This is a genomic window from Agrobacterium sp. Azo12 (assembly GCF_029193765.2).
Classification (GTDB): domain Bacteria; phylum Pseudomonadota; class Alphaproteobacteria; order Rhizobiales; family Rhizobiaceae; genus Agrobacterium.
This window is the reverse complement of the sequence record NZ_JARFYO020000001.1, coordinates 286,882-302,272: the sequence shown is the minus strand read 5'-3', so window position 1 is coordinate 302,272 and position 15,391 is coordinate 286,882. Positions and strand designations below refer to the sequence as shown.

The 15,391-nt window shown below is 55.1% G+C and carries 14 protein-coding genes; 10 read left to right on the top strand and 4 right to left on the bottom strand.

Annotated elements, in window-relative coordinates; all coding sequences use genetic code 11:
* Positions 1–6: 6 nt before the first annotated feature.
* Positions 7–1,548, bottom strand: coding sequence for a UxaA family hydrolase (locus PYL13_RS01290; protein WP_275643471.1), 1,542 nt, complete (start codon positions 1,546–1,548; stop codon positions 7–9).
* A 50-nt stretch (positions 1,549–1,598) separates the two neighbouring features.
* On the bottom strand, positions 1,599–2,309 hold the full coding sequence (locus tag PYL13_RS01285; RefSeq protein WP_275643430.1) for a FadR/GntR family transcriptional regulator: 711 nt from the start codon (positions 2,307–2,309) through the stop codon (positions 1,599–1,601).
* 227 nt (positions 2,310–2,536) lie between these two features.
* On the opposite strand from PYL13_RS01285, the gene PYL13_RS01280 reads away from it, so the two are divergent.
* The 9 genes from PYL13_RS01280 to PYL13_RS01240 all read left to right on the top strand — a co-directional run bounded on the left by PYL13_RS01280 (position 2,537) and on the right by PYL13_RS01240 (position 11,897).
* Entirely contained in the window at positions 2,537–4,102 is a 1,566-nt protein-coding gene (locus PYL13_RS01280; RefSeq protein ID WP_250984151.1) for a sugar ABC transporter ATP-binding protein, read from the top strand.
* Positions 4,103–4,110: 8 nt separating this feature from the next.
* Entirely contained in the window at positions 4,111–5,133 is a 1,023-nt protein-coding gene (locus tag PYL13_RS01275; protein WP_250984152.1) for an ABC transporter permease, read from the top strand.
* Between the two features lie 85 nt (positions 5,134–5,218).
* Positions 5,219–6,160 carry an ABC transporter substrate-binding protein gene (locus PYL13_RS01270; RefSeq protein WP_275643429.1) on the top strand — a complete coding sequence of 314 codons (942 nt, stop codon included), beginning with the start codon at positions 5,219–5,221 and terminating at the stop codon, positions 6,158–6,160.
* Between the two features lie 75 nt (positions 6,161–6,235).
* The gene (locus PYL13_RS01265; RefSeq protein ID WP_275643428.1) at positions 6,236–7,249 is read left to right on the top strand and encodes an aldo/keto reductase; all 1,014 of its coding nucleotides are present in this window, start codon (positions 6,236–6,238) and stop codon (positions 7,247–7,249) included.
* Between the two features lie 5 nt (positions 7,250–7,254).
* Positions 7,255–8,097, top strand: a complete 843-nt coding sequence (locus PYL13_RS01260; protein ID WP_275643470.1) for an amidohydrolase family protein — start codon at positions 7,255–7,257, stop codon at positions 8,095–8,097.
* 4 nt (positions 8,098–8,101) lie between these two features.
* Positions 8,102–9,112: a zinc-binding alcohol dehydrogenase family protein gene (locus PYL13_RS01255; protein WP_275643427.1), complete on the top strand. Its 1,011-nt coding sequence runs from the start codon at positions 8,102–8,104 to the stop codon at positions 9,110–9,112.
* Positions 9,109–10,242 (top strand): mannitol dehydrogenase family protein, encoded by a 1,134-nt coding sequence (locus PYL13_RS01250; RefSeq protein WP_275643426.1) that lies wholly within the window; start codon positions 9,109–9,111, stop codon positions 10,240–10,242. Before PYL13_RS01255 ends, PYL13_RS01250 begins: the two co-directional genes overlap by 4 nt.
* 12 nt (positions 10,243–10,254) lie before the next feature.
* On the top strand, positions 10,255–10,584 hold the full coding sequence (locus PYL13_RS01245; protein WP_192490573.1) for an L-rhamnose mutarotase: 330 nt from the start codon (positions 10,255–10,257) through the stop codon (positions 10,582–10,584).
* 35 nt (positions 10,585–10,619) lie between these two features.
* Complete coding sequence (locus PYL13_RS01240; RefSeq protein ID WP_275643425.1) at positions 10,620–11,897, top strand: L-fuconate dehydratase; 1,278 nt, start codon at positions 10,620–10,622, stop codon at positions 11,895–11,897.
* 47 nt (positions 11,898–11,944) lie between these two features.
* Here PYL13_RS01240 and cobD read toward each other — a convergent pair whose 3' ends face one another.
* Complete coding sequence (cobD, locus tag PYL13_RS01235) at positions 11,945–12,976, bottom strand: threonine-phosphate decarboxylase CobD (protein WP_275643424.1); 1,032 nt, start codon at positions 12,974–12,976, stop codon at positions 11,945–11,947.
* On the opposite strand from cobD, the gene cbiB reads away from it, so the two are divergent.
* Complete coding sequence (cbiB, locus tag PYL13_RS01230) at positions 12,975–13,940, top strand: adenosylcobinamide-phosphate synthase CbiB (protein ID WP_275643423.1); 966 nt, start codon at positions 12,975–12,977, stop codon at positions 13,938–13,940. The genes cobD and cbiB overlap by 2 nt on opposite strands.
* Here the strand turns inward: cbiB and PYL13_RS01225 are convergent.
* The gene (locus PYL13_RS01225) at positions 13,927–15,384 is read right to left on the bottom strand and encodes a cobyric acid synthase (RefSeq protein ID WP_275643422.1); all 1,458 of its coding nucleotides are present in this window, start codon (positions 15,382–15,384) and stop codon (positions 13,927–13,929) included. The two genes, cbiB and PYL13_RS01225, sit on opposite strands and share 14 nt — an antisense overlap.
* Positions 15,385–15,391: the final 7 nt, after the last annotated feature.

The following is a 15,391-nucleotide window of genomic DNA, read 5'->3' as shown; positions in this document are numbered from 1 at the left end:
CGCCTATCAGGTCACAGCGCCGACTTGCCACGGCACAAACTCGTTATCACCATAGTCGTAAATTTCGCTGACCGTTTTGTCGCCGGAAGCGACAGCAAGAATCCGCTCGAAAATTCGTTCCCCTGCTTCCTCAATGCTCTCGACACCGGTGACGATTTCACCGCAGTTCAGATCCATGTCTTCCTGCATATGTTCGAACATTTCAGTGTTGGTCGCGATTTTAATGCAAGGTGAGGGCTTGAAGCCGGATACGGATCCACGTCCTGTCGTGAAACAGATGACGTTGCAGCCGCCGGCAACCTGGCCGGTTACAGCAACGGGGTCATAGCCGGGTGTGTCCATAAACACGAAACCTGGTTCGATAACGGTTTCTGCAAATTCATACACCGCCTTCAGCGGCATCGAACCACCCTTGGCCACGGCACCCAGAGATTTCTCAAGAATGGTGGTCAAGCCGCCGAGCTTGTTGCCGTGCGACGGGTTGTTATTCAGTTCGTCTCCGTTACGCGCGGTATAGTCGCGCCACCAGTCAATGCGCTCAAGAAGCTTTTCGGCAACCGCTGGCGTTACGGCACGGCGTGTCAGAAGATGTTCGGCACCATAGATTTCCGGCGTTTCCGAAAGCACCGTGGTGCCACCATTGCGCACGATCAGGTCGGATGCGTAACCAAGTGCCGGATTTGCAGAAATGCCGGAATAACCGTCCGAACCACCACATTCCAGTGCCAGTTTCAGTTTGGACAGTGGCTGCGGGGTGCGTTTGGCCTGATTCACGAGTGGCAGCATGTCCTTGATCTGGGCAATCGCTGCCTCAATGGTCTTGCGGGTGCCGCCATGCTGCTGGATGGTCATGGTGCGCAGACGCTCACCCTCCTCCATCCGGTAGTGTTCGAGAATGGGTGCAATCTGGTTTGTTTCACAGCCGAGGCCGATCAGCAGAATGCCGCCAAAATTGGGATGACGTGCATAACCTTGAATGGTGCGGATCAGCAGTCGGTACCCTTCCGACTTGGTGTTGAGAGCACACCCCCCACCATGGGTCAGCGCAACGACACCGTCGACATTGTCAAAACCGTCCAGACCGCCCTGCTTGTTGAAGTAGTCGGCAATGTAGCGGGAGACGGTGGCGGAACAGTTCACGGACGCGATGACGCCGATGTAATTGCGGGTACCAGCGCCACCAAGGCCACGATCGTAGCCCATGAATGTACGGCGTTCGGCTTCCGGCAGCATGCCGGTTTCCTCGATATCGACGCTGAACTGGTGCGCATGCTCGGAGGGTACCATGGCAAGGTTGTGCAGGTGTACATGACGACCGGGCTCAATGTCCTGGGTGGCAATACCGATCACCTGACCGTATTTACGGACTTCTTCGCCAGACTTGATGGCCTTCAGCGCAACCTTGTGTCCGCGGCCGATCAGGTCGAGTGCGACAAGATCTCCCCTGCCGGTCGGGTTTCCTGCAGGAATGGATCTGCGGGCCACAGCAACGTTATCGTTGATGTTCAGCAGGATGGTTGGCTCGGAATTTAATGCTTTATCATGCACTGTCACGGGGATTTTCCTCCTCCCGGTCTATGTCTGCGCAAAAGCGCTACTCAGTTCTCGATCCAGCGCTGCTTTGAGCTTTCGAGATGGCTATGCATCGCAGCTTGCGCAAGCAGTGGATCGCGCATTTCAAGGGCGGCCAGAATGGCTTCATGCTCATTCAGGGCGCGTGTCCATGTTTCACGGTCCTCAAAACGGACGCGAAACTGGGCGGAAATAGGACTGTGGCGTTCGTCAAAAAGCTCAGCCACCATACGGGCCAACACACTGTTTTGCGATTGTTCAGCAATGGTAATGTGAAACAGTCGATCCTGATCGAGCGGCTTTTTGCCGAGATCGATTTCCTTTTTCATGCCGTCCAGTAACTGGCGAAGCGTAACGAGTGCTTCCTGCGTAATACGGCTTGCGGCCAAAACGATGGTTGCACCCTCAATGGCGGCACGCGCCTGCATCAGCTCGGTCGGGCTGTCGCCCATCGACTTGGTCTGCCATGTGGTGGTCGCGGGCTCCGCAGACACATAGACGCCAGACCCCATACGAATTTCAACGCTGCCGTCGATTTCAAGTGCAATCAGTGCTTCGCGTAGGGATGGCCGTGAAACACCCAGTTTCTGGGCCAGTTCCCGCTCCGCTGGCAGGCGCGATCCGGGCTGAAATTCGCCCTGATCGATCAACTCACGGATTTGATCGGCAATCTGCTGGTAAAGGCGGCGTGTTTCCATGTTTTTGGTCAGGCCAATTATCTCGTTGAGTATGAGCATTTTAAGTTTGCGAAATTTGGCCTTACCGTATCTATAAGTGTGACAATAGGCAAGAATAAGTTTAATGTATTGAATTATATAGATTTATTGCGGTTCATCATTTTCTGCTATAAGGCCGATTTCGAAGTTTTGCGATAATTGGCTTGACCAATAAAAAAATGCGGCCTAACCATTGCCTCCGATTGAAGGCAACCGGGTGGAGCGTGGTTGCGCATGGAGGATCTCAAATGTCACAAGGCGAACTCAATATCGTAGGCGCAAATACGCCTGGCGATAGCTTTGCCGGTGCTGCCGAAACCCTACTGCGCCTCGAAAATATCACCAAGGAATTCCCCGGTGTTCGGGCCTTGTCGGGCGTACATTTTGATCTCGTGCGCGGTGAAGTGCATGCGGTCTGTGGTGAAAACGGTGCCGGAAAATCAACATTGATGAAAATTGTCAGCGGCGTTTATCAGCCGACTGAAGGTACAATCATTCACAAAGGTAACAAGGTTCAGTATTCCTCGCCGCTCGAATCCGAAGCGGCCGGCATTGCCATCATCCATCAGGAACTGAACCTCATTCCGCATCTCAGTGTGGCGGAAAACATCTATCTGGCGCGCGAGCCGCGTCGTGGGTTCTGGGTCGATCGCAAAAAACTGCGCGCCGATGCCAAGCGCTGTCTTGATCGTCTGGGTGTCGATATTGATCCCGACCAGACGGTGCGTGGCCTTTCCGTTGCGCAGTGCCAGATGGTGGAAATTGCCAAGGCCCTGTCTCTGGATGCCGAAGTGCTGATCATGGACGAACCTACCTCGTCGCTGACCGAGCAGGAAACCACCCTGCTGTTCAAGGTCATTCATGACCTTAAACGGTCCGGTGTCGGCATCGTTTATATTTCTCACCGTCTGGACGAGATGGCTCAGATCGTTGACCGCGTCACCATCTTGCGTGACGGTCGTTATATCTCCACTGCCAAATTTGCTGAAACAACGGTTGATAATATCGTTGCCCAGATGGTTGGCCGGTCACTGGAGGAAAAATTCCCTGAGCGCACATCCACGCCGACCGACGAGGTTATCTTTGCCGTCAAGGGACTGACCCGCAAGGGCGTATTCGAGGATGTCAGTTTTGAGTTGAAGCGCGGTGAAATTCTCGGCTTTGCCGGGCTGATGGGCGCCGGTCGTACTGAAGTCGCGCGTGCGATTTTTGGTGCAGATCCGCTAGATTCCGGCGAGATCACCTTTGAAAGCCGCGTTCTTGATATTCGCACCCCGCAGGATGCTATCCGCGAAGGGATCGCCTATCTCTCCGAAGACCGCAAAAGTGATGGTCTTGCGGTGAAGATGTCGGTGGCAGCCAATACGACGCTTGCCAACATGGAAGCGGTTTCCAGCAAGTTTGGCGTGATTGATTTTGCTAAGCACAATGAGATTGCCCGCAAATATGTCGATCTTCTCAACGTCAAGACGCCGTCGATCGAGCAGACCGTTCGTCTGCTATCCGGTGGTAACCAGCAGAAAATCATCATCGGCAAATGGTTGTTCCGCGAATCCCGCATCCTGTTCTTCGATGAACCGACCCGCGGTATCGATGTGGGTGCGAAATTTGCCATCTACAAAATCATGGACGAATTGGCCGCACAGGGCATTGGCGTCATTCTCATCAGTTCCGAATTGCCGGAAGTGCTGGGTCTGACCGATCGTATTGCCGTCTTCCATGAAGGCAAGATCACCGGTGTCTTGAAGACGGCCGAAACGAACCAGGAAGAAATCATGCGATACGCATCCGGCTATGTACCGGCGGCGCAGTGAGGAATGCAATGAGCAGCAATAATCCTGAACAAAAGAACATGTCTTTGAGTGACCGCCAGAAGGATATCATCCAGAAGTTTGCGGCGCTGGGCAGCCTTGTTGCGTTGACCATCGTGTTTTCGCTCACCAGCAGTGCTTTCTTCACCGTTAGCAATGCCATGACCATCGCCTTGCAGGTCACGTCGATCGCTCTTCTCGGTATTGGTGCAACCTGCGTCATCATCACCGGCGGTATCGACCTTTCGGTTGGCTCGGTTTTGGCGCTTGCCGGTGTTGTTGCCGCGCTTGCGGTGAAGGAACTTGGTATCCCCGTGCCGTTTGCGATGCTTCTCGGCATTTTGACCGGTTCGATCTGTGGTTACATCAACGGCCTTCTGGTCACACGCTTCAAGCTGCCGCCGTTCATTGCAACGCTTGGCATGATGTTGATTGCACGCGGCGTGGCCCTGCAGATTACCGGTGCCCGCGCAGTGTCCGGCCTCGGTGAATCCTTTGGCGTTCTGGGTAACGGCGCGCTGTTCCGTGTCGTCAACATCGGCGAAGACGGCTTCCCGAATGTTGTATTCCCAGGCATTCCCTACCCGGTCATTCTGATGGTCGTCATCGGTATTGCCGTATCTCTGATGCTCAACCGCTCAGTACTTGGCCGCCATATCTATGCTGTTGGCTCCAACGCGGAAGCTGCGCGCCTGTCCGGCGTCAATGTCAGCCGGGTCACCAACTTTACCTACATTCTTTCAGGTACGCTTGCCGGCCTGACAGGCTGCGTTCTGATGTCTCGTCTTGTGACCGCACAGCCGAATGAAGGCGTGATGTACGAACTGGACGCGATTGCCAGCGCGGTGATCGGCGGTACGTCGCTGATCGGTGGCGTTGGTACAATTTCCGGCACAGGCATTGGTGCCTTTGTCATCGGTATTCTGCGCAATGGTCTTAACATGAACGGTGTTTCGGCATTCACGCAGCAAATTATCATCGGCCTCGTCATTCTGGTGACCGTGTGGATCGACCAGTTGCGTAACCGCCGCTGAGAAGGGCGCGGACCCTTTCCGTAAACAACAAGGGGGACGAGGAGTTCTCCCGAAGAGGCCAGAGTGGCCATAATTGGAGGAAGAGATGAAGAAACTTTCGACTGCCCTTCTCACATCTGTCATCGCACTGTGGAGCGTTTCCACCGTTCAGGCCGGTGAAATTGCAGTTATCGTCAAGACGGTAAACTCCACCTTCTGGCAGAACGTCCAGAAGGGCGCAGACGCTGCGATCAAGGACCTGAACGGTCACACGATCACATTCCAGGGCCCGGCTTCGGAATCTGCGATTGCTGACCAGGTGAACATGGTTGAAAACGCAGTAAACCGTAAGGTTGACGGCATTGTTCTCGCTCCGTCTGATCCAGACGCACTGGTTCCAGCCGTCAAGAAGGCATGGGAAGCCCGTATTCCTGTCGTGCTGATCGACTCCCAGCTTGCTGAGGGTTCCGAGCAGTACTACCAGTCTTTCCTTGCTACCGACAATAAGAAGGCCGGTGAACTTGCAGCGCAGGCGCTGATCGAAAAGGTTGGCACTGAGGGCAAGATTGCCGTCATGTCCTACGTTGCCGGTGCCGGTTCGGAAATTGGCCGCGTTGGTGGTTTCACTGACTACGTCAAGGCAAACTCCAAGCTGGAAATCGTTGGTCCATTCTATTCGCAGTCGCAGATGGCAACTGCTTTGAACCAGACGACTGACGTTCTTGCTGCCAATTCAGACCTCAAGGGCATCTTTGGCGCCAATGAGCCAACAGCAATCGGTGTTGGCCGTGCGCTCGTTCAGTCCGGCAAGGCTGGCAAGGTTGTCGGTATCGGCTTTGACGGTAACCAGGACCTGCAGGAATTCGTCAAGGATGGTACACTGGCAGGTATTGCCGTTCAGGGTTCCTACCAGATGGGTGAACTTGGCGTGCAGACAATCGGCAAAATCCTCAACAAGGAAAAGGTCGAGAAGTTCGTTGATACCGGTGTGGTTGTTGTCACCAAGGACAACATCGAAAAGCCGGAAGCAAAGAACGTTCTTTACTAATCTGCCAGACAGGGCGCGTCGCGACACGCGGCGCGCCGGTTTCTCCTGCAAACGCCTGATTGAAAGTGCCAGACGATGAAAGTATCCGATACGCGCAAGCTGCCCCGCCGCTCCGTTGACGTTACCCTTATGGGGCTTGGCTGCGCCCAGATGGGCAATCTTTACCGTGTCACGCCTTACGAGGAATCGAAGGGTGCTTTCGACAAGGCATGGGAAAGCGGCATTCGTTATTTCGATACCGCACCGTTTTACGGTTACACTCGTTCGGAGCGTCGTCTCGGCACGATGCTGACCGAACATGATCGCAAGGATTACACCGTCAGCACCAAGGTTGGTCGCGTAATGGTTCCTGACGATACGGTTGGTCCGGAGGAGGATGCCTATGTCGCCCCGCTGCCGTTCCGCCCGAATTATGATTATTCCTATGATGGCATTTTGCGTTCGTTTGACGCCAGCCAGCAGCGTCTTGGAATTCTGAGACCTGATATTTTGTACATCCACGACATCGGTTCTGCGACGCATGGTGAAAAGCACCCACATTACTGGGAGCAGCTCACCTCGGGCGGCGGTTTCAAGGCGCTTGCAAAGCTGCGTGAAGAAGGGTCGGTCAAGGCTGTTGGCCTTGGCGTCAACGAGTGGGAAGTCATTCGTGATGCCATGCAGGTTTTCGACGTTGATGTTGCCATGCTGGCCGGTCGCTATACGCTGCTGGAACAGCAGAGCCTTGCCTTCATGGACAATTGCGTCAAGGCTGGCACCGCGATCGTCATCGCCGGCGCGTTCAACTCCGGCATTCTGGCAGGCAACAAGAAGTTCAACTATGCCGATGCGCCAGCTGATATCGTCAAAAGCGTTGAAGCACTGGAAGCTGTTTGCGCTGACACAGGCGTCAAGTTGCAGGCAGCAGCCTTGCAATTTCCTCTCGCCCATCCTGCCTCCGTCACGGTGGTTTCGGGTGCGCGCAACGCAAGCCAGCTGACCTCAAACATAGAGTGGTTCGAGGAAGACGTGCCGGCGGAATTCTGGGCCGAGCTGCGCAAGCGTGGCCTGATTGCCGAGGGTGCACCGGTTCCTGGCGGCAAGGCTTGATCGACATGCGGATCGATGCCCATCAGCATTTCTGGCTTATGAAGGACCGGCAGGGCCAATGGCCTCCGCCGTCCTTGGACGCAATCTACCGGGATTTTTCCCCTCAGGATCTGAAGCCTTTGCTGGACGCGCAGTCCATTGACGGCACCGTTCTGGTCCAGACGATGGAGAGCCAGGCGGACACCGCCTATATGCTCGATCTGGCGGCCAATAACAGCTTTATCAAAGGTGTGGTTGGCTGGACGGATTTGAAGGCCCCGGGGGCTGTAGAGGCCATCAAGGCATTGTCCGCCAATCCGCTGCTTAAGGGGTTTCGGCCCATGTTGCAGGGTCTGGAAGACGACAATTGGATCGATGATCCCGCGCTGGACCCGGCAATCGATGCGATGATTGCCTGTGGTCTCGTGTTCGATGCGTTGGTTTTGCCTCGACATCTGCCCGCACTTTTCAAATTTGTCTCACGCCATCCTGATCTTCCGGTGGTTATCGACCATGGTGCCAAACCTTGGATAGCGACCGGCCATTACACCGAATGGCGTCAGAACATGGCGGCATTGGCAGGCTTGCCCAATGTAACTTGCAAATTGTCGGGTCTGCTGACCGAGGCCGGTGATCAGAAACCTCAGGCTGTCCGTCCTTACGCGGAAACGATCCTTGAGCTTTTCGGTCCTTCGCGCGTGATCTGGGGCAGTGACTGGCCTGTGCTGCGGCTTGCTGGCGATTATGCTGGCTGGCTGGAGATGTGCCGCGATATCGTGCCGCAGAAGCATCACGATGCCGTCTTCGGTGGAAACGCCGTTTCTTTCTACAATCTGACCGACCGCCGGTCGTCTTCTGAAAACAGGTGATGTGATGCTTGCAATAAGCTGCGATTCTCCCGGAACACTGACAGCCGTTGACAAGGACATGCCGTCACGTGGCGATGGCGAAGTGCTGGTGCGTGTACGACGCATTGGTGTGTGCGGTACCGATCTGCACATCTTCACGGGCAATCAGCCTTATCTGTCCTATCCGCGCATCATGGGACATGAGTTGTCCGGTACTGTGGAAGAAGCTCCGCAGGGAAGTACCCTTGCCAAGGGCGATGTCGTCACGATCATTCCTTACATCTCCTGCGGTCACTGCAGCGCTTGCCTCAAAGGCAAGAGCAATTGCTGCCGCAATATCGGAGTTCTGGGCGTGCATCGAGACGGCGGCATGGCGGAATATCTCAGCGTGCCACAGCAATTCGTTCTCAAGGCCGAAGGCTTGAGCCTTGATCAGGCCGCGATGACCGAATTTCTGGCCATCGGTGCGCATGCCGTGCGCCGCGCTAAAGTCGAAAAAGGCCAGAATGTTTTGATCGTTGGCGGTGGTCCAATCGGCATGGCCGTTGCTGTATTTGCAAAGCTTGATGGCGGACGCGTCACTGTCATTGACGGACGCACAGACCGTCTGGACTTTTGTAAGAAACACCTTGGCGTCGATGAGACCGTTCAGCTCGGCGATGGCGACGAGGACAGGCTCTCGGAGATTACCGGTGGCGATTTTTTTGATGCTGTTTTTGATGCAACAGGCAATTCGAAGGCCATGGAGCGTGGTTTTTCCTTCGTCGGTCACGGCGGCACTTACGTGCTGGTCTCGATCGTCAGCAGCGACATCACCTTTAATGATCCGGAGTTCCACAAGCGGGAAACCACACTGCTCGGCAGCCGAAACGCGACCAATGAAGATTTTGAACGGGTCATTGCTGCACAGCGCAGCGGTGGCGTGCCGGATGCCTTGATCACACACCGTATGACACTCACAGAGGTTCCGGAGAAGTTTTCTGATCTGCTCGATCCGGCTGCTGGCGTTGTGAAAGGCATGGTTGAGGTTCAATGAGCGAAGCCACTCCCATCCTGCAGTTCGGGACAAGTCGTTTTCTCCTGGCGCATGCCGACCTCTTCGTGTCGGAAGCGCTAGAAGCCGGCAAAGCGCTTGGTAAGATTGCCATTGTCCAGACAACAGGCAACGCACAGAGTGCGGCACGTATCGCTGCACTGGGTAACCCCGATGGCTATCCGGTGCGTATTCGTGGTCTGAAAAACGGCGTTGCTGTTGATGCGGAGCGTCGCGGCATGGCTGTGGCGTTTGGCCTGAATGCGAACCAGGATTGGCAGACCGTTCGCGAGATTGCCTCGGTTGCCAAGGTGATTATTTCGAACACCGGTGACAAGGGTTATGAGCTGGATTCGGACGATAGCGTTGAATTGACTGATGATTTTGCTCGGATTCCAAAAAGCTTTCCGGCCAAGCTTTGCTTGTTGCTGCTGGAGCGCTGGCAGCTTCACCCGGAAAGTGAAATCTCGATTTTCCCTTGCGAACTGATTCCGCGTAATGGCGACCGGTTGAAGGACATCATACGTGGACTTGCCGACAGTTGGCAACTGCCTGCTGGTTTCACGTTCTACCTGACGGAAAAGTGCCGTTTTGCCAACAGCCTCGTTGACCGGATTGTTTCGGAACCGATTGAGCCTGTTGGCGCGGTTGCAGAACCCTACGCCATCTGGGCTGTTGAAAATCAGGCCGGGCTGACATTGCCCTGTGTGCACCCTCATCTCGTTTTGACCGATGATCTCGATCATTACGAAAACCTGAAGCTCTATCTTCTCAATCTCGGTCACAGCTATCTGGCCGAACGTTGGTTGGTTGATGCGCGTGCCAAGGATGAGACCGTCCGTGAAGCCATGGCAGATTTGGAACTGCGTGCCGATCTTGAAGCGGTCTGGCATGAAGAGGTTCTGCCGCTGTTTGCCGCTGACGGTCTGGGGACTGACGCAAAGACCTATGTGGACGATGTTCGCGAGCGTTTTCTCAACCCGTACCTCGCCCACCGGCTCGCCGACATTGCCGGCAATCACGACGAGAAAAAACGCCGCCGTATCGCACCGGTTATCGCCTGGGCTGAAAAGCTCGGCCTCAATCTGCCGCAGACGCGTCTTCGCGCTGCAATGGCGACCATAAAGCAGTAACAGGAGTTATCAATGCAGCGCATGGGCATGGTCATTGGCGTCAAGCCGGACATGATTGCGGAATACAAGCGGCTTCATGCGGCGGTATGGCCGGAAGTTCTGGAGCTGATCAGCAAAAGCAATATCCGCAACTACACGATCTTCCTGCGCGAGCCGGAAAACCTGCTTTTCGGATACTGGGAATATCACGGCACGGATTATGAAGCCGATATGGCCCGTATCGCTGCCGACCCAAAAAATCAGGAATGGTGGTCTTTCACCATTCCCTGTCAGCAACCGCTTGAAAGCCGCAAGGATGGAGAGTGGTGGGCTATGATGGAAGAAACATTCCACCACGACTGAGAACCTTTATTTCCCCTGACCGCGAGTAACCGGCCATGACCAAGATTACCGACCTTAAAGTATACGACCTGCGTTTCCCGACCTCTCAGAGCCTCGACGGTTCGGACGCCATGAACCCCGATCCAGACTATTCGGCAGCCTATGTGGTGTTGAAAACCGACACGGATGGTCTGGAAGGCCACGGCCTGACCTTCACCATCGGCCGCGGCAATGACATTTGCTGCATGGCGATCAAGGCGATGAGCCACCTCGTCATCGGTACCGACCTCGCAAAGGTCTTGGAAAATCCGGGTCAATACTGGCGTCACCTGACCAGCGACAGCCAGCTGCGCTGGATCGGTCCAGACAAGGGTGCCATGCATCTGGCCACCGGTGCCGTCGTCAATGCCGTCTGGGATCTCTTGGCCAAGCAGGCTGGCAAGCCGGTGTGGCAGCTTGTTGCCGATATGAGCGCAGAAGAAATTGCTGATATCGTTGACTATCGTTACCTGACCGACGTTTTGTCGCGTGAAGATGCGCTGGCTATCCTCAAGAAGGCGGAAGCCGGTAAAGCCGCCCGTGTTGAGACGCTGAAAAATGAAGGTTATCCCTGCTACACGACTTCTGCTGGATGGCTGGGTTATGACGACGACAAGCTGCGCCGTCTCTGCAAGGAAGCCATCGACGCCGGTTTCAACCACGTCAAGATGAAGGTTGGCCGTGATCTGGAAGACGATATCCGCCGTCTGACCATTGCACGTGAAGTGATTGGTCCGGATCGTTACCTGATGATCGACGCCAACCAGGTCTGGGAAGTTGATCAGGCAATCGAGTGGGTCAACAAGCTGGCCTTCTCCAAGCCGTTCTTCATCGAAGAGCCAACCAGCCCGGATGATATTGCCGGCCACCGCAAGATCCGTCAGGCGATTGGCGATGTGAAGGTTGCGACTGGTGAAATGTGCCAGAACCGTATCATGTTCAAGCAGTTCATCGCTGAAGGTGCGATTGACGTCGTGCAGATCGATTCATGCCGCATGGGCGGTCTGAACGAAGTTTTGGCCGTGTTGCTGATTGCTGCAAAATACAATCTGCCGGTCTGGCCGCATGCCGGTGGCGTTGGTCTTTGCGAATATGTTCAGCACCTGTCGATGATCGACTATCTCGTGGTTTCCGGCACCAAGGAAGGCCGCGTGATCGAATATGTCGACCACCTGCACGAGCACTTCATCGAGCCTTGCGATATTCGTGAGGCTGCCTATATGCCGCCAAAACTGCCAGGCTTCTCCATTGAAATGAAGCCCGCGTCGATTGCGAAATATACCTTCAAGGGTTGATACTGATTAAGCCAATAAAATCCCCGGTTCTGACCGGGGATTTTTTATTACACGCCTTTCAAGGCATCACGAAGCCGCTGCCATTCTTCCTGGCGTCCCGGCAGTCCGAAACGCAAATCTTGCGGTCTCTCTTCAAAGGCGCGCACCAGAATGCCATGTTCGCCAAGATGGCTGAAAATCTTGCCTGCATTTTCATGGCGGACCAGCCGGAAGAGATTGGTGCCACCTGATACCGTCAGGCCGGCAGCGTACAGCACCTCATCCAGTCGTTCTGACTTTTGCCGAAGGTGCAGACGCATATCCACCTGCCAGTGTTTGGCGTTCAGTGCTTCCGTGGCAATGTGGAGCGCGGGACCGGAAATGGCCCAGGGACCGAGACGGTTTTCCAACAGGCCAACGGTCTGTGGTGTTGTCACTGCAAAGCCAAGTCTTAAACCGGCCATGCCGTAAAACTTGCCGAATGAGCGCAACACAACAATACCGCTTTGATCGACATCACCACACAGGCTTTCATAACCGTCGCCAGCGTCACCAAATGCTTCATCGACAATCAGCGTGCCACCTTTTTCCTTCAATGCTGTGGCCAGCGCTAAAAGGTCTGACTTCGAGATAACGCGACCGGTCGGATTATTTGGATTGACGACGATGGCGAGATCCGCCGTTGAAAGCGTCGCAAAGTCATCCGTCTCGATCACATCAAACCCATTCAATCGTGCAGCGCGGGCATGTTCGGCATAGGTAGGTGACAGAATAACGGCTTTTGGTTTCGCCGATTTTTTTGCCAGCTCAGAAACCAGCGGCAGCAAGATCTGCGTGCCCGGTGCCGCCGCAACGTGGGCAGCAGAGCGCGCCCCATAGGCGCGTGCAGCGCGTTCTCTAAGTATCTCTGCCAATGCGGGTTCTGGTAGACGCGAAAAAGCCTCTGCCGGAATGGGCGAATGTGGATAGGAAATTGGATTGATGCCGGTCGAAAGATCGATCCAGGGGGTTGGCGCCTGTGGAAACAGGCTACGGGCGCGGGCAAGATTTCCACCGTGCAGGATCACAGGCTCAATCTTTTCTGATATTGGACTGTCCATGTTTTTCGCTCTCGCCTTCCTGTCGCTGCTGATCGAACGGTTCACCGGTTATCCGAACTGGCTTTTTGCCCGTATCGGGCACCCCGTGACATGGGTGGGTTCGTTTATTGCGCTCCTCGATAAAAAATGGAACCGGGAGAGTGACGATTTTGCAAAACGAAAAGTCATGGGTATGACGGCGTTGATTGTTTTGCTGGTTGTGACCATTTTTCTGGCATCGCTGGTGCAGTCCGTTTTGTTTCTTCTGCCCCTAGGCCTTTTGTTTGTGGCGATCGTTTGCGCTGCATTGCCTGCACAGAAAAGCCTCGAGCAGCATGTCGAGGCGGTTGCCGTCGCACTTGAAACCGAAGGGTTGGAAGGTGGTCGCAAAGCCGTGTCGATGATTGTCGGCCGCGACCCGGATCAGCTTGACGAAGCGGCCGTCTGCCGGGCAGCAATTGAAAGTCTGGCTGAAAATTTTTCCGATGGCATCGTTGCCCCCGCTTTCTGGATCGGCATGTTGGGTTTGCCCGGTGGTGCAGCCTATAAGGCTATCAACACGGCAGACAGCATGATCGGCCACCGCAACAAGCGTTATGAAGCCTTTGGCAAGGCATCAGCCAAGCTGGATGACCTGGTCAATCTGCCAGCCTCACGTCTGACTGGTTATCTGTTCGTAGTCGCTGCCGTGTTCGTAAAGGACGCGTCTCCCAAGCGTGCGCTGAATGCCATCAAACGTGATGCGCATCATCATCGCTCTCCCAACGCTGGATGGCCGGAAGCGGCACTTGCCGGTGCTTTGGGCTACGCGCTTGCTGGCCCGCGTTCCTATGATGGCCAGATGATTGAGGCACGTTTTATGGGCAGAGGTGGACGTCGTGACTTGACGGCCGCCGACATTCGTCGCGCCTTGAAGCTGACACGGATCGCCGATGGATTGCTGATTGCGCTGTTTGGCTGTCTGGTTCTTGTTATCGGGCGATAGCCAAAAGTCTGTCCAGATCGAGATGAGTTTCCATATGGGCCGCCAATCGATCAAGGACTTCATCAACCTGCTGTTCGTAATTGAGTGCCGAACTGCTGCCACCTAACCGCTCCAGCCACACGCCTCTTTGTCGATCATCGGCAAAAAGACCGTGGATGTAGGTGCCGAGAACACGCCCCGCCGGTGAAATCGCCCCTTCAATGTGATCATCGACAGATGAAAACGGTCGGTCGCAGTCTTTACCAGTGGTAATGCCGACGTGCATTTCATAGCCGGAGAATGAAGTACCGTCGAAACTTGAACCGGTCACCGAGGCGAGGCGCTTATCTCCTGTCAAAACGGTGTCGGCGTCAAGCAGGCCCAAACCCTCGACCGTGGCTGGCGGTCCTTCGATGCCCTTTGGGTCGGCGATTGTGTTGCCCAGCATCTGATAGCCGCCACACAGGCCCAGCACATAACCGCCGCGTCTGACGTGAGACTTGATATCGATATCAAGCCCGGACTTTTTCAGCACTTCCAGATCAGCAATTGTCGACTTTGATCCGCACAGGAGAACCAGCGCGCAATCGGCTGGAATGGTCTGTCCGGGTCTCACCCTGACAAGTTCGACAGTCTCTTCCATGTCGAGAGGATCGAGATCATCAAAATTGGAAATATGCGGCAGGATCGGCACTGCAATACGGATTTTTGCGCCGGGCTTTTGTGTGGCGGGCCCACTCAGGCCAAGCGCGTCTTCGGCCGGTAGCTGTTGCGCCTCGGCAAAGTGAGGCAGAAGGCCTATGCTGCGCCATCCGGTTTTGTCGGCAATGATCCGCATTCCATTGTCGAACAGTGTTGGATCGCCGCGGAAACGGTTGACGATAAATCCCTCGATCATCGCCGCATCATCCAGGTCCAGAACCGTTTTGGTGCCAACCAGGCTGGCGATAACGCCCCCTCGGTCAATATCGCCGATCAGAATGACGGGTGCATTGGCGGCACGGGCAAATCCCATATTGGCAATATCATTGGCGCGCAGATTGACTTCGGAGGCACTGCCAGCACCTTCGACCAGCACCAGATCAGCTTGTGACTTGAGACGTTCCAAACTCTCTAACACATGCGGCATCAGACCTGCCTTCATATGCTGGTAATCGGCAGCCTTAGCATTACCAATGACCTTTCCCTGCACAACCACCTGCGCACCGGTTTCGCTTTGCGGCTTCAACAGCACCGGGTTCATGTGAACAGATAGAGGAACGCCGGCAGCGCGCGCCTGTAGCGCCTGGGCGCGGCCAATTTCACCGCCGTCAGCGGTCACAGCAGCATTGTTGGACATGTTTTGAGGTTTGAATGGCAGCACCGACAAGCCACGTTTGACAAAGGCGCGGGCAAGGCCTGCGACCATAAGCGATTTGCCGACATCAGAGCCGGTGCCCTGAAACATCAGAACGCGTGCTGCCATGTGGTTT

Excerpts from the sequence above, each read along its gene's own strand:
- PYL13_RS01270 (WP_275643429.1), top strand. The coding sequence starts at position 5,219 with ATGAAGAAACTTTCGACTGCCCTTCTCACATCTGTCATCGCACTGTGG.
- PYL13_RS01255 (WP_275643427.1), top strand. The coding sequence starts at position 8,102 with ATGCTTGCAATAAGCTGCGATTCTCCCGGAACACTGACAGCCGTTGAC.
- PYL13_RS01265 (WP_275643428.1), top strand. The coding sequence starts at position 6,236 with ATGAAAGTATCCGATACGCGCAAGCTGCCCCGCCGCTCCGTTGACGTT.
- PYL13_RS01240 (WP_275643425.1), top strand. The coding sequence starts at position 10,620 with ATGACCAAGATTACCGACCTTAAAGTATACGACCTGCGTTTCCCGACC.
- PYL13_RS01225 (WP_275643422.1), bottom strand. The coding sequence starts at position 15,384 with ATGGCAGCACGCGTTCTGATGTTTCAGGGCACCGGCTCTGATGTCGGC.
- PYL13_RS01260 (WP_275643470.1), top strand. The coding sequence starts at position 7,255 with ATGCGGATCGATGCCCATCAGCATTTCTGGCTTATGAAGGACCGGCAG.
- PYL13_RS01285 (WP_275643430.1), bottom strand. The coding sequence starts at position 2,309 with ATGCTCATACTCAACGAGATAATTGGCCTGACCAAAAACATGGAAACA.
- cobD (WP_275643424.1), bottom strand. The coding sequence starts at position 12,976 with ATGGACAGTCCAATATCAGAAAAGATTGAGCCTGTGATCCTGCACGGT.
- cbiB (WP_275643423.1), top strand. The coding sequence starts at position 12,975 with ATGTTTTTCGCTCTCGCCTTCCTGTCGCTGCTGATCGAACGGTTCACC.
- PYL13_RS01245 (WP_192490573.1), top strand. The coding sequence starts at position 10,255 with ATGCAGCGCATGGGCATGGTCATTGGCGTCAAGCCGGACATGATTGCG.
- PYL13_RS01280 (WP_250984151.1), top strand. The coding sequence starts at position 2,537 with ATGTCACAAGGCGAACTCAATATCGTAGGCGCAAATACGCCTGGCGAT.
- PYL13_RS01275 (WP_250984152.1), top strand. The coding sequence starts at position 4,111 with ATGAGCAGCAATAATCCTGAACAAAAGAACATGTCTTTGAGTGACCGC.
- PYL13_RS01250 (WP_275643426.1), top strand. The coding sequence starts at position 9,109 with ATGAGCGAAGCCACTCCCATCCTGCAGTTCGGGACAAGTCGTTTTCTC.